Origin of the sequence: uncultured Aquimarina sp., from assembly GCF_947492405.1 — a bacterium.
GTDB lineage: Bacteria > Bacteroidota > Bacteroidia > Flavobacteriales > Flavobacteriaceae > Aquimarina.
Genome location: NZ_CANLMP010000001.1, coordinates 1381996 through 1405086 on the forward strand (window position 1 = coordinate 1381996; position 23091 = coordinate 1405086).

A 23091-nucleotide genomic window follows, 5' to 3' on the forward strand; every position below is an offset into this window, starting at 1 on the left:
TTTCAAATGATTTAACTATTAAAATAATTGTTGAAGTAAATAATTAAATATCATGAAATCCTCTATTGTCGACATTCCAAAAAACATAAGCGTTAGTGATCAAAAAATAAATAATAAAGAATTACAAAATGTAATTGATACTGCGTCTACTCATATAAAATCATCAATAAAACTATACAAAGAAAAAGAAGAAGACTATATAGTTATTTTCTCTTGGAAAGATCGAAACAAATGGAAAATAGATTATCCAATACAATTACGTAAAATACACAAACAACGTTATGTTACCCATAAACAATGTCTACAATTATCAGAGCATATATTTAGCGGCAATTCACTAGATGATCTAAAAGGTTTTATCGATGTTCCCGTGCGTCATTTTACCCTAGATGAAATGCTTCAATTCAAACAAGAAGATGAAATGATGCTTAGAGGAGAAGATCCTGATTTACTTATACCTACTCCTACTCCATCTGAAAAACAAGAAATATTAGAAACACAAAAAAACAATCTGGAACAGAAAAAAACCTCCAAATCATCTCCAATTCTTGGAGACATAGCCGTCCCTAAAGAAAAACCTAGAACCAAACCTGTTTCTAGAGTTACTCGTAAAAAAAAGCAAAAAACATCTCCTCTAAAACAGTTCAAGGAATCTACGAAGGAACTAAAAAAAGAAAAAGAACAACCTAGTGTAGCTAAAGTTCCTGTAAAACCAGTAACTAAAAAAGTTATTAATCCTAAATCATCTAAAGATAAAGCTAGTCATACCAACCTCCTACATCTAGGAAAGACAACAAAACCTAAGAAAGAAAATAAATCTTCTTTAGTTATGGGAGAACAACTTGGTAAGGATAAAAAATCAACAATCACTCCTACTTCATCAAAATCTAAAAACACCAGTAGTAGTTCGAAAAAACCAAAACCTTCTAGTGATAATAGCCTTTTTAGTATTTAACTAATTTTATGTATTAGAAATTCTATTGGTTCTTTGAGGTATTGTAAATTTTCGTATTTCAACATTTCATCACTAAATTTCACAATCCAGATTTAAGTTATGTAACCTATTATGCACATCCACATCAATCTGTTGTTTATCCACAATTTTAGACCAAAGCCCCACTATACGAATAGTATCTTATTTCTAAATAATACCTTAAGTATACTTATTACATCGCGTAATAAATAAACTTAAATTTTTTACATCATGATTAACAAATTATCAAACTTAGGAAAAGCTTTAACCAGAGAACAACAAAAAACAATCAATGGAGGGTTACTCTTACCATGCCATAATAATAGAGATTGTGTTGATCTTACTGCTAGTTATAATTATCAGTGTGTTGCCGTTCCTAGTTCTCCATTCGGTAGATTATGTATTTTAAGATAATACAAAACGTTATAATAAATAAAATTTTTACACAATGAAAAAAAACATTTTAAACTTAGAAGGAGTTAAAGTACTTGCAAAAGAAGCGCAGAAAACTGTAAATGGCGGTTACGATGGTTGTGACTGCGGTGTGGTTACGAATATGCCATTTTTTTGTCCATCTAGAAACTGTGATTAGATGAAGATACATTAGTTTTTTAAACTAAAAAAACAAATTTAAAATCCTTATCGCATTACTAATACGATGAGGATTTTTTATAATTGACTGATGGTATTAAATGTCAATCTAAAACCATAACCTCATATGTTGGCAAATACGTTTTCACGTTACTAAATTCTGTATCTAATTATATGCTAATCTTATAGTACAAAAAATGTCCGAAAAATTTATCTTAGAATTTCACTAGTAGTATAATCAATACATCCTTTTGTGTACTTGTTTTTTTTAATCAAAATCCTATTCTCGATAGCTCTGCTGAGCTTGTCTAAGTACAATTTCTCTTCATTTCATTACAAAAAATCACTCAAATTGAGACTTTTCTTTTACATTTTATTCTAAATGCAAAACGGGTTACATATATTTTGTAGATGAATGCGCATATATCTATTATTCAATAACTAAGATCTGTTTATTGACATATCTTTTCATAACAAATTAGTACTTATATCTGAACTTAGTACTGTTATCATCTAGAACAAAAGACCCAAAAAACAATACACTGATCCATAAAATGTTCACCAAAATCCTCAAATAACTATTTCGCTTTAAAATAAGTACTTAATTCGTTTTTCGAATATTCTATTAATTTTTAAAATCAAAATTTTAACTCAAAAAGCATTATTAATGAATAATCTGATACAAACGAAAAATCTAGTATCCAACATATCGATCGTATTACTACTTTTATTTTTATGTTCTAATACATTGTTTGCGCAAAGTCATAAAATAGCACTCTCTTTTACTGGTGGTATCGTTCAAGATGGTTTTGGTGGAATGATTACTGGGGATTATAAAGTGAATGAATTTGATTACCTTCAATTTAATATACAAGCTAGTTTTGCTACTTTCGAACAAAACAATATAGATATCCCTGTAGATACCTACTCTTTTAATGCTGGTTTCTTTTTTGATGTTTTAAGAAACAATTCCAGAACCTTCGCACTATCATTAGGAGCTGGTGGTATCATAGGCTATGAAACCATCAATGATAATGATCCTAATATAGATCTCAATCAAATTCTTAACATCGAAACAAACACCTTGGTTTACGGAGCATATGCAGGTCTGGATGCGGATCTCTTTGTTTCTCCTATAGTTGCTATAAATTTTAAATTAAATGAAACCTATCACGTTAATAGTGAAATTGGTGAATTCACACCTTATGCAGGTTTAGGGGTCAAGTTAATTATAAAATAAATATCCTATCTGTTAATCATCAATCAAAAAACATCAGTTAGTATTTGCACTTTAATTATCATAAAACTTAAACAAAAAATAATGGAAACATTACATCGTATCAACTCACTTAAAAAAACTATTTTGATTATAGTATTCCTTTTATTAGGAAGTCTGACTGTAACATTATATGGGCAAACGAACACCAAATTACCGGAACAACTCATTACTGAATATACAGGTGTACTCACGAGTGCAGGTAATAGAACAAAGGTAAATACTCAAGGAAAGTGTACTATAAAAACAAAAGGATACAGAACCTATGCTTTTTACTTTAGTGATGGTATTCCTTCTATATCTGGAATTAAGTTTCTAAAAAATGATGACACATATACATCTACAGTAATATATAGAGGCAAAACATTAGCTATTACAATTGATGAAGAAGGTGATCTTGTCATTGGATCGACCTCTGCAGGTGCTATTGCTTTTTCCGGAAGTATTGAAAACGATGAATGGAATAATGATAGTAATTCTGACAACACCGTTGTAGATACTAATAATACAGGCATCCATATCGGTACAGGAAATACAGAAATTCATATAGAAGAAAATCAAACAAGTATAGGAACTGAGGATACAGGTATCCATACTGATAATGGTAATATATCAATTGGCACAGGTAATAATGGTATTCGTATAGAAAATGGAAATATATCTTTAGGAACTGGAAATACCGGGATCAACATAAATTCAAATGATGATACTCATAACGGAAGTTGTATCATTGATCATACCCACAACTATGGAAACTTAATAAATTGTGATTCAAGTGAAATTAGCACGCTCCCAAGAAATGTGGTAGGAATTTATAAAGGTAAATTAAAAACCTACGGTACCGAAAACAGAAAAGGAATATGTACTATTGTAAAAACCGGATGTAAAACATATCGTTTAGATTTTAGCAATGGTATACCTTCTATACACGACATACAATTTGGAAGAAAAAACGATTTTGATGAATACGCTTCGGTAATTATAGAAGGAGAATATTCATCAGCTATAGAAGTAGACATGACATTTGATGATCTGGAAATAGATGGCGAAATTATGAGAGTATCATTCGATGGAAAAAGGAATTAATGTAACCCTATAATGAATAGGTTTGTATTTTGTGTGTTAAGTAGGATTCATCAAACTTGTCTTCAGGTTTGATGAATCTTTAACAAAATTATATCACTCGTATTTTTTTATATAATTCTTCTTTGTATGTTCTCCCCACAGGAATGTGATGCTTCTGGATCTCTATAGTTTGATCCTGCTCATAAAATGAATCTATTTTATGCCAATTAATAATATAAGATCTATGTGTCTGAATAAAAAAATCACAATTTAATGCTTTAAGCAGACTAGTTATGGAGTGACGAACAGAAAGCTTTTTTCCATCCGAAGTAATAATGGAACAATAATTTTTAGAATCTGTATGAGCAAAAATTATTGTATTTATTGCTACTTTAATCAACTTATTACCACATTTAACAAATAAGTAAGAAGGCTCTTTATTTTCTTTTTTCTCTATTTTAACTTCCTCCTGAAATGTAGGAAACTGCATTGGATTTTTATAAAGTGAATTAACCTTTTTGGTCAACCCTAAGCTAGCATGTTTCGATCGAATATAAAATCCGATAATTATGCCATCCGGAGTATGTTTTATTACTTGTTTTTGTACCGTAAGCGAAGTTCCCAAATTACTCAAGGATGCATTCTTGAGATCATTAATATCAATATCTAATTCTTCTAAGTATGAATCATTTGTATCTAAATTATGTGTCTCCATGTTATCTGCTTTTTATGTTCACTTTCTCAAATCTAACTCAGTTCTGTTGTACAATGCAAAGCATTATTAGTGATATTTATAAATCTAGAGTTGAAATTTATAAATTTCAACTCTTACAAATTCTAATGATTATTTCTATTGATACCTATTAAATCTTTACATTCGCAATATAATACCCCGTACTAGATATAAGTTAAAAAGTTCTTTACTGATGAAAATGAAATGTTTATCAATACTATTTATAATTGTCCTGTCATTATCAAACAATGCAGCTGTTGCCCAGGATAATTTTGATGAACTAAAGGCTCTTATTTTGAAAGAAAAGATAGATTCTTCAAAAGCAAAAATTGCAAAGACTTACCTTAAACGTTCCATTCGTAAATCTGATACTTTAAACATAGCAAACGCTTACCTTTTCTTATCTGCATACGACCCTAGTAATAAGGTGGCGTATATAGATAGTATTATTAATCTAACAAGAAACAAAAGTTATTATAGATTTCCGGCAGTAAGCTATTTACAAAAGGGTGTTGCAAAGTATGAATCAGGAAACTATATAGAAGCTCTGGAGTTATATATAAAAGCTTCTGAAACTGCAAAAAAAGGAGAAAATCATACAATATACTTATCAGCTAAATTTAATATAGGACTACTAAAAAACATGTCTGGTGACCGCGAAGGAGCGCTAAACATTTTTGCTGAGTATGTTGCATTTTTGGAACAAAGCCCTCAATATAAAACTGAATATACTTATAATCGAGGATTGTTTGCCCTGGCAGATTCTTATATATATACCAAAAAACTAGATCTTGCAGAAATAACTATTGATAAAGGAATTAAAGAATCACTAAAAACACAGGATTCTATCATTTACTCATATTTACTAGTGACTTCAGGAATACATCAGTACCTGATAAACGATTATCATAAAGCAATAGATAGCTTACAAAAAGGGAAAAAATTAATAAAACAATTTGATGATGTAGAAACAAGAATAGCGACCTGTAATTATTACATTGGTAGAAGTTACAAAGGCCTTGGTGATGAAAGAAAAAGTATATATTATTTTAAAAACACAGATACCAATCTCAGAAAAACAAAAGATGTAATACCGGATATAATTGATGTTTATGATGATTTAAGAGCGTTTGCAAAATCTAAAAACGACTATGAACTACAAATAGAATATATCAACACACAATTAGAGTTAGATAGTATTAGTCATGCTAATCAAATAAATTTAACAAGAAATATTACTAAGAAATACGATGCCGCAGAACTTAAATCCGAAAAGGAAAGGCTTATAAAACAATTTGAAAAAGATAGTTTTTTAAAGGATAACACTATTAGCTTTCTCATAATACTATCCGTAGTTTTAGTGTTAGTTGCCATTTATGGTTTTAGGAAAAGTTATTTGAATAAAATACGATTCCAAAAGCTACTCGAACAACAAAAGAAACCGAAAGCAGATAAGTCAGAGGTTATAACAAGCATTAGTAATGATCTTACCAAAAAAGAAGACATCGATATTCCGGCTGATGTTATAGAAACAATATTAAAAAAGCTTCACGATTTTGAGGATAAAAATCAATTTGCAAAAAAACATTATACACTTAATTCTTTAGCAAAAGAACTAAATACAAATAGTGCGTACTTATCTAAAATTATAAACGTATTTAAGAACGTAAATTTTGCAAACTATCTTAACAACTTACGAGTTGATTTTGCGGTAGAGGAACTCAGCACTAATAAATCGCTCAGATCTTATACAATACAAGCTATAGCCGAAGAGGTTGGCTTTAAAAATGCTCAATCATTTTCTTCTGCTTTTTATAAAAAAACAGGAATATATCCTTCATATTTCATAAAACATGTAAAATCCTCATAACAACAATAAAACCATCTTTATACTTCATTAAATTTATAAATTTAAACCATCTTTTCGTGCATATTTACTGCTAAAATTGTAGATTGTTGGCGCACACAACACAAAAGTTTTATGAAAAGAGAAAGGGGCAAAAAAGCTAAGTTTTGATAGAACTAAAATCACTAAATTAAGTAATTAAAGAGTAATCACTTGTATAGTTCTTTTCCTTCAACAGCCGTTATTTTATCCTTCTAAATCATATTATTAATGTGTAATAATCATATAATACTTTTACTTAAAACCTTTAAGCTACATTAGAGTATTATAAATTAAAATAACTCAATTAATGCTATGAAAAATAAAAGAAAACTAAGTCTAGATAAAATCAAAATTGCTAAACTAAATAACACAAGAGCAATTTTAGGTGGTTCGCTGGTAGCTACAGAAAATTTACCAGTGATCAATGCAATGAGTATAATAGAACAATGTACAGATTCGACTAAGACAGGTGCTATTAGCTTTAATACGGACGACTAATTAAACTTTTATAAAAACAAATAGAAATATGAAAGCTAAACGAAAAAAAATATTAAGTCTGGATAAAATCAAAATTGCTAAGCTAGATAATATCCATACATTTAAAGGAGGAATAAGAAGAGTACCTAATCCTACTGACCCAGAAATATGTAATTCTCATCCGTTAGTATGCTGGGTAAGTATTTCTACAAAAACGGCAGCTCTAAGTAATAAACCTGCTTGCTTTACTAAGTAATAGAACTTTATTATATAGAGTCTTTGAATATTATTGATATATAAAATTTAATTATCCTTTAATAAAAAAATGAAAAACATTAATAAACAAAAACTGAGTATTGAAAAAATAAAAGTCGCTAGATTAAACAATCCTATAAATATCGTAGGTGGATCTTTTACACTACCTACAACATCAAGTTTACAATGCCCTACTACAATACCAGAAACAGTTAACTGTGGTGATCAATCAACAAAAACAGCAGCTTTAGGTTCTTCTATAATAGATCTAGGCGATTAGGTAAAGTTAATTATGACATAGTTATATAGACTTATTCTTCTACAAATAATTTTTGAGCGGCTTAAACTATTAAATTACTTTCAGACGTTTATACACATAATCCTTAAAGGTCCTACCTATAGGGATATGATGCCCTTGTATTTCTATCGTTTGATCATATTCGTGCAATGAATCTATTTTGTTCCAATTAATAATATAAGATCGATGCGTTTGTACAAACTCTAATCCATGTAGTTTCTTACAGAGCTTTAAAATAGAATATCTTACAGAAAGTTTTTTATTATCTGCAGTAACTATTGAGCAATAATTTTTTGAGTCAGTATGCGCAAAAAGAATTGTATCTATGCTTACTTTGACTAATTTATTGCCACTTTTTACAAATATATCTTCAGGTTGGTCGGTATTATTATTTTCAGAAGTTATGTCTTGTTTATTAGCAAGAATCAATGCTGCTTGTAAATCATCTTTATTGATCGGTTTTGTTAGATAAGCAGCCGGATTTATATCAGCGGCTTTACTAATAATATCAATATTATTATCAGAAGTAGCAAAAAATACGGGGATTTCATATAACTCTTTAATTTTACGCCCTAGTGCAATACCTGATTCTTTACCATTAAGATGAATGTCTAATATAACAGCATCAGGTCTTAGTTCTCCTATTTGTTCTTGTGCCTCAAAAGGATCATCAGAATTGCCTACACAAGAGTATCCTAATTCCTCTAAAGTGATTTTAATATCTTCTAGATGAAACATGTCATCTTCTACTATATAAATGTTCATGATCTGTATGCTTTATTTACGCTGATAAAGGTTTAGAAATTGCCCCTCCTTCTTTAGTCAACGATATGGTTACGGGCATACTTAAGTCAAAACGCGTGCCAATTCTTTTTTCTGAGGAAACCTGAATAGTTCCTTTATGTATTTTTAGAAACCTATATACAAGGTTAAGTCCTAGTCCTGTTCCTTTTTCACCTTGTGTGCCAATGGTTGACTTTTTTTCTTCCAAAGTAAAAAGATTCTCAAGCTGATCCTGAGACATTCCGACTCCGGTATCTATTACTGAACATAAAAACATATCATCTTCACTTACATATTTTATTCTAATAGTCCCTTCTTCTGTATATTTTAATGCATTACCTATCAAGTTTCTAAAAATAATATGAAAAGCTCCTCTATCAAATTTAATATTAAAATCATTTTGATAATCTAATACGATTTTAGTTTTCTTATAAGCAGCTTGCTGTTCATATCCTTTTATGATTTTATCTAATTCTTCCTTTATAGAAAGGTTTTCAAGATTCATTTTGTATCCATTCATTTGCTCTAAAGACCAATTTAACAAATTATCTAACATATTAGAAAGACTTTCTGAGTTTTGCTCTAGTGCCTGAGAAAGTTCTATGGTTTTTTCATGATTACCTTTACCTATATGATGCTTTAAAATCTTACCTGAACGCTGAAACGGAATGATCATACCCCTTAAATCGTGTGCAATAATCGAAAAAAGACGATTTTTAATCTGGTTTGTCGATGCTAGTTCTTTTTGTTGTTTCCTCAATTTTCTAAAAGCCCAGGTTCCAACTACTAATAAAAATAATAAAAAACCAGCCGCTACCAGATATAAATTCTGTTGTGCTTTAGCTTGTTTTGCAATTTGTTGTTGTTTTTCTTTCTCTTTTATTAACTTAACGATATTTAATTCTTTTGTTTTAGTATCATACTTTTTTTCAATATCGGCAATTTTGGTTTTTATTTCTTGACTTGATACCGAGTCTTCAATTGATTTAAATCTTTTGTAATGATACAAAGCCTTTTCAGGTTTATCAATATTCTCAAAATATTCACTATATCCTTTATGAAGGCGAAGAATATGATCTTTAGTCTTTATTTTTTCAGTAACCTCTTCTAACTCCCGTAACAACATACCGACTTCATCATATCTTTTATTAAAAGATTTTAGTGCTATCAAAGATTCTATTGTTGAATATATAATTAAATTATCATTAGATGATTTAGCAGTCTCATAAGCCTTAACAAGTAAAGTTTCTGCTTTATCATATGATTTAAATTTTTCTAAATAAATGGTTCCTTTCTCCATATACCCCTCTGCAAGACTCGACTTAATTTCAAGTTTTCTTGCAAGAGATAATCCCGAATCAATAGTTTTAATGGATTCTTCATAGTCTTCCAATAATCGTCTTGATTTTGCTAATCTCAGGTAACTAATCATTAAGATATAGTCATCGTTATATTCTTTGGCTTTTGCAATTCCTTTTTTAAAGTAATTATTGGCTACGCTAAGTCTCTCCCATGTCATATAACTTTTTCCCAAAACATAATATGTAGCAGCTATATCACTTAGATCTTTTATTCTTTCTTTTAATTCTATTGCCTTTATCAAATTTTCTGCGGCACGCTCATAGTCCCCTAATTTGACATAATATACTCCTTTATTATGATAGGCATTAGGAATTTCTATACTATCATTACTTCTAACAGCTGATTTTATTATAGAATCACCATACTTTATTGCCATTTCATAATTCAACTTTTTAGAAGAAAATATCTGAAGTGTACGATAATAAGAAACCCAATGTTCACTATTCGGGTATTTATCAAGTTTTTTCCGAGTTTTATCTAATAAAATTAAGCCTTCTTTATCCTTATTATTATCAAAAAACATACTAGCTTTATTTGAGTAAGCCCAAATTAAAATTTCTTCAGCTTTCTGATCGGTTTCTCCTAATTCAATCGCTTTATTAATATAATATCTAGAGGAATCTATTTCTTGTTTTGCATCGTATATATTTCCTTGCTCTATATAAAGATTTACTCGACAAGCTATATCAACTTTGTAATCCATTAATTTACAAATTCTCAACCTTTCATCTAGATCATAAACGGTATCTAACTGCTTACTTAAAATTTCACAAAGCGCTTCTTTTTTAGTTTGTGATTGACTCGATAGAGTAACTAGAAAAATAAAAAGTAAAAACAATGATTTTTGTAATATCATATAGTAGGTCTTTATAGAATTCTAAATCCACATAATTATGCTGATAAAGAATTCGATTTCTTTTCTTCTTCTTCTTTAGTTAATGATATAAATATAGGGATACTCAAGTTAAAACGCGTTCCAATTCTCTTTTCCGAAGAAACTTGGATCGTTCCTTTATACATCTTTACGAATCGATATACCAAGTTAAGCCCTAATCCAGTTCCTTTTTCTCCTTGTGTACCTATAGTTGATTTTTTTTCTTCTAGAGTAAAAAGATTCTCTAGTTGATCCTGAGACATTCCAACTCCGGTATCTATTACTGAACATAAAAAATTATTATTTTCTCTTGTAAATTCTATCCTAATATTTCCTCCTTCTGTATATTTTAGTGCATTACCAATCAGGTTTCTAAAAATAACATGAAAAGCTCCTTTATCCACGCTGATCCAGAAATCATCTTCATATTTTAAAACAATTTTGGTTTTCTTATAAGAAGCTTGTTGCTCATATACCGATATAATTTCGTTTAATTGTTCACTTACTAATATTTTTTCAGGATTCATTTTATAACCATCCATCTGTTCTAACGACCAATTCAATAAATTATCCAACATATTAGACAGACTTTCAGAGTTTTGTTCTAATGCTTGAGACAATTCTATTGTTTTTTCATGATTTCCTTTATCTATATGATACTTTAATATTTTTCCTGATCGCTGGAATGGAATAATCATTCCTCTTAAATCATGAGCAATAATTGAAAACAAACGATTTTTAACTTGATTTATAGAAGTAAGTTCCTTTTGTTGTTTTCCTAACTTCCTATAGGCCCAGACACCAATCCCTAATAAGAACAATAGAAAACCTGCAAGTAACAAATATAATTTTTGGCGGATTTTGGCTTGTTGTGCGATTTGTTCTTGCGCTTCTTTCTCTTTATTAAGCGTAACTATAGCTAGTTCTTTCTTTTTGGTATCGTATTTTTTTTCGAGATCTGCTACCTGAGTTTTCACTTTAGTATCAGATATCGAATCCTTGATTTTAAAATACTTTTTTAAGTATTTCATGGCAGAATCTGGTTTTCCAACTTTTTCATAATACTCGCTATACTTTTTAAAATACTCTTGTTTATACCGGAGACTTCCTATTCTTTCAGTTACTTCTTTGTATGGAGTAAAATATCTTTCTGCTTTTTCATATTCTCCTTTATGTAAATAGGATTCTATAATTCCTCTAACCGATGGATATATAGTTAGATCATTGTCCCCTAGTTTAGCTTGCTCATAAGCTTTTAAAAAATAGTTTCCCGCTTGGTCATACTCCTTGAAACTTTTCAAATAAAGCCATCCTTTTTCAACATAAGCCTGCGCCAATTGGGACTTGTCATCAAGTTTTATAGCTAACACCTGAGCAGAATCTATAAATTTAAGAGCATTTTCGTTGTCTTCTAATTTCCTTTGCGCGTGTGCTATTTGAGAATAACTCAATAATCGCGTATAGTCGTTACTTTCTCTCCTAGCTCTTGCTACTGCTTTTTTCAAATATTTAATTCCTATTTGTGGTTGATCCCAACGAATATAGGCTACTCCCAACACAAAATATGTCGCAGCTAATTGACTTGGATTTTTTTGTTTCTCTTTTAGTTCTAGCGCTAATAATAAATTTTCTGAAGATTCTTTATGCCTAGAAAGTCTAAGTAGATAAACTCCTTTATTATGATAATTATTAGGAAGATCTACCGTATCATTAGTTCTTTTAGAAAATATTACGGTAGAATCAATATACTTTAGTGCTTTCTCATGTTCTGCTTTGTTACTTGCAATAGTAGCATAGGTATGATAATATGATTCCCATCCTACATTATCCGGATAATTCGCTAATAATCTTCTTGCTTCCGTTAGAAGCTGTTCAGCTTCATCATTTTTCTTTATTACGGATAACTTATTCGCTTTTTTAGAATATACATTGGCCAATAATTCTTTTGATTTTTCATCGTCGATTTTTACATCTTTAGCTAGTTCAATAGCTTTATCATAATAATAAAAAGCAGAGTCATTTTTTTGTTCAGTTCCATGTATAAAACCTATGTTTATTAAAATATCAACCTTGCAGGCTTGATTTGCCTTATCATATGATTTTTTTAAAAATGCAATTTTATGATCCCAATTTAAGATAGTATCCAATTGCTTATCTATAGCCTCACAATATTTGTTGTTATCTTGTGCTTGACCACATATAACAACTAAAAAAATAGGAAATAGCAATAATAGTTTTTGTAACCTCATAAATTGTTCTTTAATAATAAATATTCTTTTTTTACGCTGATAAAGATTCAGCTGTTTTCTCTTCTTCTTTTGTCAATGATATTGTAACAGGAATGTTTATGTCAAAGCGAGTACCAATTCTTTTTTCTGAAGAAACCTTAATAGTTCCCTTCTGCATTTTTATGAATCGATATACCAAGTTAAGTCCTAATCCAGTTCCTTTTTCTCCTTGTGTACCTATAGTTGATTTTTTTTCTTCTAGAGTAAAAAGATTCTCTAGTTGATCCTGAGACATTCCAACTCCGGTATCTATTACTGAACATAAAAAATTATTATTTTCTCTTGTAAATTCTATCCTAATATTTCCTCCTTCTGTATATTTTAGTGCATTACCAATCAAGTTTCTAAAAATAACATGAAAAGCTCCTTTATCAACGTTGATCAAAAAATCATCTTCATATTTTAAAACAATTTTGGTTTTCTTATAAGAAGCTTGTTGCTCATATACCGATATAATTTCGTTCAATTGTTCACTTACTGATATTTTTTCAGGATTCATCTTATAACCGTCCATCTGTTCTAACGACCAATTCAATAAATTATCCAGCATATTGGAGAGGCTTTCAGAGTTTTGTTCTAATGCTTGAGACAATTCTATTGTTTTTTCATGATTTCCTTTATCTATATGATACTTCAGTATTTTTCCTGATCGCTGGAATGGAATAATCATTCCTCTTAAATCATGAGCTATAATAGAAAAAAGACGATTTTTAACCTGATTTATAGAAACTAGTTCCTTTTGTTGTTTCCTTAGCTTTCTAAAAGCCCAAGCTCCAATTCCAAGTAAGAATAGTAAAAAAATCGCCAACAACAGATATAAGTTCTGTTGGGCTTTAGCCTTTTTGGTTATTTGTTGCTGCTCTTCTTTTTCTTGGTTAAGGCTTACTATGGCAAGTTCTTTCTTTTTAGTTTCGTATTTCTTTTCCAAATCCGCCACTTTGGACTTTATTTCTTGTCCGGATATAGAATCTTTAATTTTATGATATTTTTTCAAATATTTTATCGCTAAATCAGAATCACCTATACCTTCATAATACTCACTATATCTAATATAAAGTGCCTGTTGTCTTCTTGGTGTTTTAATTTTACTAGATATCTCATCAAAAAGGGTTAAAAACTTGTAAGCTTCCTTATATTTTTTTTGTTTAACCAAAATATCAGTCATACCTTCTAAACTAGAACTTAAATCCATATCCGCATCATATTTTTTTACAATATCATAGGATTCTCTAAACAGTTTTTCTGCTTCATCAAACTTATTTAGGTTTCTAGAATAAAGCCAAGCTTTATCCCTAAGCACCTGAGCTATTTGTATACTGTCATTCAATTTTTTAGCAATTACTAGGGCTGAATCAGAAGTTTTAATAGCTTTTTCATTTTCTTTTAATTCCTGATAACATTCTGTTAAATGAGAATAATTTAATAATGCTATGTAATCATTTTTAACCTCTTTTGCGCTTATAATCCCTTTTTCAAAATATTTTTTTGCTGTTTCATATTGCTCTCCTTTAAAATAACAGCCTCCTAAAACATAGTATGTCCCAGCCAATTTATTATAATCAGGATCTTCAAACTTCTCATATAGCTCTGCTGCATATAATAAACTCTCTGCTGCAGCTTCATAATTTCCTAATTCCTGAAGATAGAATCCTTTATTGTGATAAGAAGAAGCTAAACTAGCACTGTCATTTTTCCTCTTATATAAGATAATTGTAGAATCTATATACTTCAGCCCTTTCTCATAATCCCCATTTTCTTCTGCCAATGCGCCACACGTAGTATAGTACATTCCCCAAGCATCATTTTCTATATTCTTATCTAATATATTTCTTGCTTTTTTTAACAGCGTTACTATTTCACTTTTATTATTATGTTCATAGTAATCAACTAATCTGTAGGCCTTATGCACATATCCAAGGGAAAGCTGTTCTTCTGCATTTATTTCCTTGGCCACTTTAATACCTTTATCAAAGAAAAACATAGAAGAATCTTTTTTTCTTTTTATAAAATAAAGATCAGCTAAACGAAAAGAAATTTTTACTTCACAAAAAGGGGCTACTTTAGAAACTAAATCCCTGGATACTTTAATACCAATATCTATATCCTCGATCGTATTCATTTGTTTATACCACTCTTCGCAATATTCTTTTTCAGTTTGCGAATACACGGTCAGTGTAACCAGAAAAACAAAAAGTAATGGTAATAATCTGTATGGGGTCATAGTTGTTGCTTTTACATTTTATTATCTCTTCTTTTATGCAGATAAAGGTTTTCGTTCTGTTTTCTCATTAAATTGATACTTAGTTATTGGAATGTTAAGATCAAAACGGGTACCTATTCTTTTTTCTGAAGAGACCTGGATCGTTCCTTTATGCATTTTAATAAATCGATATACAAGATTTAATCCTAATCCTGTACCTTTTTCGCCTTGTGTACCAATAGTTGATTTTTTTTCTTCCAGAGTAAAAAGGTTCTTAAGCTGATCCTGAGACATACCCACTCCGGTATCTGTTATTGAACATAAAAACATATCATCTTCACTTGTAAATTCTATGCGAATATTACCTTCTTCTGTATATTTTAGAGCATTACCTATCAGGTTTCTAAAAATAACGTGAAAAGCCCCTTTATCCAGATTAACCCATAAATCTTCTTTATATTTTAAATCAATCTTGGTTTTCTTATATGCAGCTTGTTGCTCATATCCTGATATAATTTCGTTCAACTCTTCACTGATCGATATTGCTTGGAGATTTATCTTATAACCGCTCATTTGTTCTAACGACCAATTCAATAAATTATCCAACATATTAGAAAGACTTTCTGAATTTTGCTCTAATTCTTGAGACAGTTCTATTGTTTTTTCGTGATTACCTTTATCTATATGATACTTTAGTATTTTTCCTGATCGCTGGAATGGAATAATCATTCCTCTTAAATCATGAGCAATAATAGAAAAAAGACGGTTTTTTACCTGATTTATAGAAACTAGTTCCTTTTGTTGTTTCCTTAACTTTCTAAAAGCCCAAGCACCCGTTCCTAATAAAAATAATAAAAAACCAGTAGCTAACAGATATAAATTTTGTTGAGCTTTGGCTTGTTTTGCTATTTGTTGCTGTTCCTCCTTTTGTTTATTAAGAGTAACTATCTTAAGTTCCTTATCTTTTGTATCATATTTTTTCTCTAAGGAAACAACCTTAGTGGATACTTCGACATTTGTAATAGAATCTTTAAGATTATGATATACTTTAAAGTGTGATAAAGCTCTTTTAGGGTTATTTACAATTTCATAATATTGCCCATAAATCTTTTCAATATACATCCTATAATCTGGCTTAGATACTTTCTTAACGATAGGTTCTAATTCATTAATAAGCTCTTTAATTTTTGTTGCATTCTTTTTTTTAATATAAACCCCGATTAATGCTTGAATACTATAATATATATTTTCATCTTGCTTGGTTTTTTTCGAAAACTGATAAGCTTCTTCAAAATATTTTTCAGCCTGATCATAATCATTATAATTATTAAAATACAACCAACCTTTCTCTTCTAATCCGGCTGCAATATGGTTATCCGTTTTTGACTCTTTAGCCAATCTAATAGCTTCATCAACGGCAATTTCAGCTTCCTGATTTAAATTCATAAACCTATTATAAGTAGCTAAATGCTTATAGCTAATCATCATAGCAAAATTATTATTGTTAGATTTTCCAAACTCCAAAGCTTTGACAATATATTTTTTGGCAGTCTCATATTGTTTTAATTTAAAAAAGCACGATCCTAAATATCGATACGTACTACTCAAATCCCTAATCAAATTATTTTCTTGTTTATATTCTAGAGATTTAAAAAAATTTTCTGCAGCTCTTTCATACTCTGAAAGACGCATATATAAAACACCTTTATGCTCATAAGTCTGATGAATCTCCTTTGTTAACCCTCTCTGTTTAGATATAATAATAGTAGAATCCATATATGCTAGAGCCTTATAATATTCGGATTTTACATATTTCATATATCCTTTCTTATCATAATAATACAGCCAAGACTTACTTTCAGGATTTTTTTCTAATAACTTCCTAGATTCTTTTAAAAGATCTTCTACTTCAAAATATCTGTTTAGTGAAATAAGAATATTTGTTTTCTCTGTATAAGCAAATACCAATTCTTCATCCGCTTGAATTTTTTGACCTAAAGCTATGGCAGTATCCATATAATAAAGTGCCGAATCCATTTTTACCTTATTCAAATAAATGCTTCCTAAATTGATATAAATTCTTATTTTACATTTATCATCAACTTTTGGCAAATAGAATTTATCATTAAGAATACCTTTATTTAAATCAGAAATTGAGTCAGTTTTGTTTTGCCATTCTTCACAATATTCTTTTTTAGTTTGTGAATACATGGTCAGTGTAACCAGAAAAACAAAAAGTAATGGTAATAATCTGTATGGGGTCATAGTTGCTGCTTTTACATTCGATTATCTCTTCTTTTATGCAGATAAAGGTTTTCGTTCTGTTTTCTCATTAAATTGATACTTAGTTATTGGAATGTTAAGATCAAAACGGGTACCTATTCTTTTTTCTGAAGAGACCTGGATCGTTCCTTTATGCATTTTAATAAATCGATATACAAGATTTAATCCTAATCCTGTACCCTTTTCACCCTGTGTACCAATAGTTGTTTTTTTTTCTTCCAGAGTAAAAAGGTTCTTAAGTTGATCCTGAGACATACCCACTCCGGTATCTGTTATTGAACATAAAAACATATCATCTTCACTTGTAAATTCTATGCGAATATTACCTTCTTCTGTATATTTTAGTGCATTACCGATCAGGTTTCTAAAGATAACATGAAAAGCCCCTTTATCCAGATTAACCCATAAATCATCTTCATATTTTAAAACAATCTTGGTTTTCTTATATGCAGCTTGTTGCTCATATCCTGATATAATTTCGTTCAACTCTTCACTGATCGACATTGATTGGAGGTTTATCTTATAACCGCTCATTTGTTCTAACGACCAATTCAATAAATTATCCAACATATTAGAAAGGCTTTCCGAATTTTGCTCTAATTCTTGAGACAGTTCTATTGTTTTTTCGTGATTACCTTTATCTATATGATACTTTAGTATTTTTCCTGATCGCTGGAATGGAATAATCATGCCTCTTAAATCATGAGCAATAATAGAAAAAAGACGATTTTTTACCTGATTTATAGAAACTAGTTCCCTTTGTTGTTTCCTTAACTTTCTAAAAGCCCAAGCACCCGTTCCTAATAAAAATAATAAAAAACCAGTAGCTAACAGATATAAATTTTGTTGAGCTTTGGCTTGTTTTGCTATTTGCTGCTGTTCCTCCTTTTGTTTATTAAGAGTAACTATCTTAAGTTCCTTATCTTTTGTATCATATTTTTTTTCTAGATCGGCTACTTTGGTTTGTACTTGTTGATTTGAAATAGAATCTTTTATTGCATGATATTTTTTTAAATATTTTAGTGCTAAAGTTGGTTTTTGAGTTTTTTCATAATAATCACTATACGTTTTGTATAATTGTTGAGTATTGATTAATATATTCATTCTATTTGTTACTTTTCTAAAATCAGGTAAATATTTTTTCACCTCTCCATAGTCTTTCTTCTTTAAATACAATTCTATCAAACCTTCAAAACATAAATGTAGATAGAAATCATCATTAGATTTTTTAGCAAACTCATAAGCTTTCTTAAAATATATTTCGGATTTATTATATTGTTTGAAATTATTTAAATAAAGCCATCCTTTTTCTGTGTATGCTCTAGCAATTCGATTATTATTATTACTATCTTCAGCTAACTTAATACCATAATTAATACTATTTAATGCTTTATTATTTTCGTTTAATCGTCTATAACATTCAGCAAGATATGGATAGCTAAGTAATAGAGTGAAATTATCTTGTTTTTCTCTAGCTTCTGTAATACTTTTTTTTAAATACTTTTTTGCTGTTTCTAAATGTCCCCATTTTAAATAACCAAAACCTAAAAGATAATTGGTACGTGCTCTTCCTAATAGATTCTTGTTATTCTCTTGAAGGTTTAGTGCTTTTAACAAATTTATTACTGCTTTCTCATAATTAGATAACCTGAAATTGTACAAACCTTTATTATGATAACTCCCAAATAAATTAAAAGTATCCTTGGTTATTATTGATATTTCAGTCATTGAGTCAGCATATTTTATTGCTTTTTCGTATTCTGAATTATTATCTGCTATTTCCGAATAAGCCTCAAAGTAAACAGCCCAAGATTTATCATTTGGATTATTCTTTAATATCTTTTTTACCTTTTCTAGTACAAATAGAGCTTCTTTATTTTTTGATGTTTGAGTTAAAACATGTGCCTTATTAACATAAGCTTCAGAAAGTAATTCTTCTTTCTTCAAGTATTTTCCGAGTTTTATTGCCTCATCATATAAATATAATGAAGAATCTATTTTTTGTAAACCTGAGTATAATAAATGTGCCGAATTCAGATATATTTTAGCTTTACAAATATCATCTACTTTAAGAAGTATTTGTTTATTATAGTTCAATCTATATTCAATACTTTGAATGCTATCGACAGTCTTACGCCAAAGTTCACAATCATCTTTTAAATTCTGGGAACAAATAGTAACACTTATAAAAAGAGTGATCAATATAAAGATATATTTTTGTGTAATCATAGTTAGTTAATCAATATGTCTTTTAAATAAATGCACTTATTTCATAATAATTATTATGCTATGCATCATTAAAGCTTTTATGATGTATTAAGAAGGTTTAGAAAATATATTCTTTTAACTAAATATACTCAAATAAACAGATGAAACTTAGTTCAGATGAAATTATCATAAATAGAAAATACATACTACTCTTTAAGTTATATACAAGTAGTAATATTCTATACAAAAAGCAGCATTTATTAGATACTATCTAAAGTAAAATATATACTGACTTACATAAGCAGTATTATTTATCAAAATAAATTAGTATAGCTGATGTTTTGTACTAAATTCCTTCCCTTTTATTTACGGGAGTAGTAGGATTATAACCAAATCCAGGAATTTTTAATTCTATTCCTAATTGATCAAGTACGTAGCCTATTGTTGCATAATGATGTATGGCATGGCTATTAGCATGCGCAAGAATACTTTCTAAAGTATAATTTACAGTGACTTTTCCTTGTCCCATATTATCTGTCACATGGATCAAATAATCAGTATTTACGTCTATATAAGAAACTAAAGTCTCTTGAAGCATATAGATATGATCTTTTGCTGCTTTTATATTAGTCGATAAAATCTCATCTCTTTTACGCGCAGTAAGATCAATATCATTAGTATCCAATCCACTAATAATACAATCAAAAAAATCTAAAGTATGCCTAATATGAGAACCTATACTAGAATAATATGGACCAACAGAAGTATCACAGTAAGTTTCTGAATCTAGTGCGTCTAATAAAGCAATAGCGTTATTAAGGTTATGGTTAATCGAGGATATAATGAGTTCTTTCATAAATAATATGGACGTAATATACATAATAAACTTACATAACAACTTTGACAAAACGTTAAATTTATTGTTTAAGTGTATAAGAGTACAATACCAAGGATCAAACATCGTTATCAAGAAATCATTATGATGAACGACCTCATGAAACAGTAGGATATCTATCACTTTGTTTATGGGTTAGCCATAAAAATTAAGATAAAGTGCGTATTTCATCGATTAATGACATTTATTTTTGGAGGTTACTCAGAAAATATTGTATACTTGTACTGTTCATTAAAAAGCCCCATTAAAAATGAAAAGAATTTCACCAATCTTATTTTTACTTTGTCTTGTAGCTCAGGTTAATGCTCAAGATGTTTATGAAGATGCATTAACAGCAGCTAGTTATGCATACTCACATTCTAAAAAAGCGCACGGAGCAAATAATGTATTTCATACTCAGGAATATGCAGATAAAGCTATAGAAGCTTTTGAAAAAGTAGAAAACCTTACGGACGAGTGTGGTTGTACAGAAGCTAATGAAACAGCATACGAAGCTAAAACAAATATGGTGAGCTCTTTAGACCAAGATACTTATGAACGTAGTAGGTATTATGCTAAGCAAGCTAAAGATCTTGGCCCTAAATTACTAGAACAGTTAACAGATTGTCAAGCGGCTGGTGGTAGTAACGATTCTTATATAGGAGATGTTGCAAGTGCTGAAGAAGAAGCAATCGCAATTGCCTCTGAAGAAGTAGCACAAAAGCAAAGAGAATTAGAAGAGCAAAAACGTCAATTACAAATCGAACAACAAAAATTACAGCAACAAATTGCAGTGCAACAAAAAGCTCAAGCAGAGTTTGAAGCACAGCGTGCAGCTGAACTAAAGGAGCAAACAGTAGTAAAAGTAAAAGCAGAACAAGCTTTACAAAAATTAGAAAGTGCTCTTAAAGAATTAAGTATAGCTGTTGATGATGAATCAATATTTGAATCTCAAAAAGATTATTTAAGAAGTGAAAATGATCTTAAAAATGAAACATTAAACGACACAAAAAGTTTCTATGTGGACAGAGCTAAAGAGCTTACTAAAAGTGCTATGAAACAATTTGCTGGATATACAGAAAATTAATACAATTGAATTTTATTTTGTAGCCCCAAAATAAAATTTTTCAGAAACGGTACCTTATTTAAGGTACCGTTTTTTTTATGTATTGTGAATAAAATTAAAGGTTTTACAATTACTTATTAGGAATAATTCCATAAATTTGGAATTATTCCTAATAAACAAAAATTGAGAACTATATTACATCTTGATCTAGATACATTTTATGTATCGGTAGAACGTCTTATAGACACTACACTACAGAATAAGCCTCTACTAGTAGGAGGCATTAGTGATCGCGGCGTTGTAGCAGCTTGCAGTTACGAAACCAGAACATTTGGTGTACATTCAGGAATGTCCATGAAGATAGCTAAAGAACTATGTCCAGAAGCTACAATAATAAAAGGTAATGCTGGCACATATAGTAAATACTCTGATCTGGTGACAGAAATTATTAAAGAAAAAGTTCCCGTTTTTGAAAAATCTAGTATTGATGAGTTTTATGCAGATTTATCAGGAATGGATAAATTTTTTGGTGCTTATAAGTATGCATCAGAGCTTAGACAAAAAATCATATCAGAAACAGGTTTACCAATCTCTCTAGGTTTTGCACAAAACAAAGTAGTTTCTAAAGTTGCAACCAATGAAGCTAAACCCAATAATCAATTGAAGATTGATTTTGGTACAGAAAAACCTTTCCTAGCTCCATTATCAATTAAAAAAATACCTATGGTTGGTGATAAAACTTTTCAAACACTACGAAATTTAGGTATACGCCAGGTAAAAACTATACAAGAAATGCCTGTTGATGTTATGAAAGGAGTCCTGGGCGTAAATGGATTAACTATTTGGAAAAGAGCAAATGGAATAGACAATACACCTGTGATTGGTTTTTCTGAACGTAAATCTATCTCTACAGAGAGAACATTTGATAGAGATACTATAGATATATATAAACTACGTAATATTCTTGTTGCAATGACAGAGAATCTATCGTATCAATTACGGAGAGGAAATAAACTATCTGCCTGTATTACTGTGAAAATTAGATATTCTGATTTTAATACCTACTCTAAGCAACTTAAGATACCCTACACCAGTGCTGATCATATTTTAATTCCTAAAATTCTGGGGCTATTCGAAAAATTATATCAAAAAAGATTATTAGTACGATTAATCGGTATTAGATTCAGTCATTTAGTAAGTGGCAATTATCAGATTAATCTCTTTGAAGATAATGAAAAACAACTCAACTTATATAAGGCTTTAGATCATATTAGAGATCGATATGGAGACAGAAGTATTATCAGAGCTGCAGCTATGGGATCCAAAACTATTGGTAGAATGCAAAACCCCTTTAATGGTCAGCCTCCTATCGTATTAGCACATAGAAAACAATAATATATAAATAAGGAGTATGGCATCCGGGCGGGCTATACACTATATCTTTTTTATGTACCCATCGACTGCGCTCAGGTACATAAAAAAGGATGTCGTTTCTATCCCTGATGCGGAAGAATAATCAGTAATCAGTAATCAGTAATCAGTAATCAGTAATCAGTAATCAGTAATCAGTAATCAGTAATCAGTAATCAGTAATCAG

General features: G+C 29.7%; 19 protein-coding genes. 11 read left to right on the plus strand and 8 right to left on the minus strand.

Annotation, left to right across the window (positions count from 1 at the left end; all coding sequences use genetic code 11):
- Positions 1-52 precede the first annotated feature (52 nt).
- From Q0829_RS06185 to Q0829_RS06205, 5 genes are all read left to right on the plus strand, one after another.
- Positions 53-955, plus strand: a complete 903-nt coding sequence (locus tag Q0829_RS06185; protein WP_298541139.1) for a hypothetical protein — start codon at positions 53-55, stop codon at positions 953-955.
- Between the two features lie 249 nt (positions 956-1204).
- Positions 1205-1387, plus strand: a complete 183-nt coding sequence (locus Q0829_RS06190) for a hypothetical protein (protein ID WP_298541140.1) — start codon at positions 1205-1207, stop codon at positions 1385-1387.
- A 34-nt stretch (positions 1388-1421) separates the two neighbouring features.
- Complete coding sequence (locus Q0829_RS06195; protein ID WP_298541142.1) at positions 1422-1565, plus strand: hypothetical protein; 144 nt, start codon at positions 1422-1424, stop codon at positions 1563-1565.
- Between the two features lie 666 nt (positions 1566-2231).
- The gene (locus Q0829_RS06200; RefSeq protein WP_298541143.1) at positions 2232-2804 is read left to right on the plus strand and encodes a conjugal transfer protein TraO; all 573 of its coding nucleotides are present in this window, start codon (positions 2232-2234) and stop codon (positions 2802-2804) included.
- Positions 2805-2885: 81 nt separating this feature from the next.
- A complete protein-coding gene (locus Q0829_RS06205; protein ID WP_298541145.1) occupies positions 2886-3926 on the plus strand; it encodes a hypothetical protein in 1041 nt (346 codons plus the stop codon).
- Between the two features lie 88 nt (positions 3927-4014).
- Here Q0829_RS06205 and Q0829_RS06210 read toward each other — a convergent pair whose 3' ends face one another.
- Positions 4015-4620 (minus strand): LytTR family DNA-binding domain-containing protein, encoded by a 606-nt coding sequence (locus tag Q0829_RS06210; protein WP_298541147.1) that lies wholly within the window; start codon positions 4618-4620, stop codon positions 4015-4017.
- Positions 4621-4831: 211 nt separating this feature from the next.
- On the opposite strand from Q0829_RS06210, the gene Q0829_RS06215 reads away from it, so the two are divergent.
- The 4 genes from Q0829_RS06215 (at position 4832) to Q0829_RS06230 (ending at position 7538) form a co-directional block, all read left to right on the plus strand.
- Complete coding sequence (locus Q0829_RS06215) at positions 4832-6508, plus strand: helix-turn-helix domain-containing protein (protein WP_298541150.1); 1677 nt, start codon at positions 4832-4834, stop codon at positions 6506-6508.
- Between the two features lie 330 nt (positions 6509-6838).
- Positions 6839-7024 (plus strand): hypothetical protein, encoded by a 186-nt coding sequence (locus tag Q0829_RS06220; RefSeq protein ID WP_298541153.1) that lies wholly within the window; start codon positions 6839-6841, stop codon positions 7022-7024.
- Positions 7025-7052: 28 nt separating this feature from the next.
- Positions 7053-7259 carry a hypothetical protein gene (locus Q0829_RS06225; protein WP_298541155.1) on the plus strand — a complete coding sequence of 69 codons (207 nt, stop codon included), beginning with the start codon at positions 7053-7055 and terminating at the stop codon, positions 7257-7259.
- 69 nt (positions 7260-7328) lie between these two features.
- On the plus strand, positions 7329-7538 hold the full coding sequence (locus Q0829_RS06230; RefSeq protein ID WP_298541156.1) for a hypothetical protein: 210 nt from the start codon (positions 7329-7331) through the stop codon (positions 7536-7538).
- 69 nt (positions 7539-7607) lie between these two features.
- Here Q0829_RS06230 and Q0829_RS06235 read toward each other — a convergent pair whose 3' ends face one another.
- The 7 genes from Q0829_RS06235 to Q0829_RS06265 all read right to left on the minus strand — a co-directional run bounded on the left by Q0829_RS06235 (position 7608) and on the right by Q0829_RS06265 (position 20410).
- A complete protein-coding gene (locus Q0829_RS06235) occupies positions 7608-8321 on the minus strand; it encodes a LytTR family DNA-binding domain-containing protein (protein ID WP_298541158.1) in 714 nt (237 codons plus the stop codon).
- Positions 8322-8337: 16 nt separating this feature from the next.
- A complete protein-coding gene (locus tag Q0829_RS06240; protein ID WP_298541160.1) occupies positions 8338-10557 on the minus strand; it encodes an ATP-binding protein in 2220 nt (739 codons plus the stop codon).
- Between the two features lie 35 nt (positions 10558-10592).
- Positions 10593-12824, minus strand: a complete 2232-nt coding sequence (locus Q0829_RS06245; protein WP_298541162.1) for an ATP-binding protein — start codon at positions 12822-12824, stop codon at positions 10593-10595.
- Between the two features lie 31 nt (positions 12825-12855).
- Positions 12856-15084 carry a tetratricopeptide repeat-containing sensor histidine kinase gene (locus Q0829_RS06250; RefSeq protein WP_298541165.1) on the minus strand — a complete coding sequence of 743 codons (2229 nt, stop codon included), beginning with the start codon at positions 15082-15084 and terminating at the stop codon, positions 12856-12858.
- A 33-nt stretch (positions 15085-15117) separates the two neighbouring features.
- Entirely contained in the window at positions 15118-17328 is a 2211-nt protein-coding gene (locus Q0829_RS06255) for an ATP-binding protein (RefSeq protein ID WP_298541168.1), read from the minus strand.
- A 33-nt stretch (positions 17329-17361) separates the two neighbouring features.
- Positions 17362-19575, minus strand: a complete 2214-nt coding sequence (locus tag Q0829_RS06260; protein ID WP_298541170.1) for an ATP-binding protein — start codon at positions 19573-19575, stop codon at positions 17362-17364.
- A gap of 325 nt (positions 19576-19900) precedes the next feature.
- On the minus strand, positions 19901-20410 hold the full coding sequence (locus tag Q0829_RS06265) for a DinB family protein (protein ID WP_298541172.1): 510 nt from the start codon (positions 20408-20410) through the stop codon (positions 19901-19903).
- A 289-nt stretch (positions 20411-20699) separates the two neighbouring features.
- Between Q0829_RS06265 and Q0829_RS06270 the strand changes: the two genes are divergently transcribed.
- Together Q0829_RS06270 and dinB are read left to right on the plus strand one after the other, a co-directional pair.
- Positions 20700-21515, plus strand: a complete 816-nt coding sequence (locus tag Q0829_RS06270) for a hypothetical protein (RefSeq protein ID WP_298541174.1) — start codon at positions 20700-20702, stop codon at positions 21513-21515.
- Between the two features lie 162 nt (positions 21516-21677).
- Positions 21678-22889: a DNA polymerase IV gene (dinB, locus tag Q0829_RS06275; RefSeq protein WP_298541176.1), complete on the plus strand. Its 1212-nt coding sequence runs from the start codon at positions 21678-21680 to the stop codon at positions 22887-22889.
- Positions 22890-23091 lie beyond the last annotated feature (202 nt).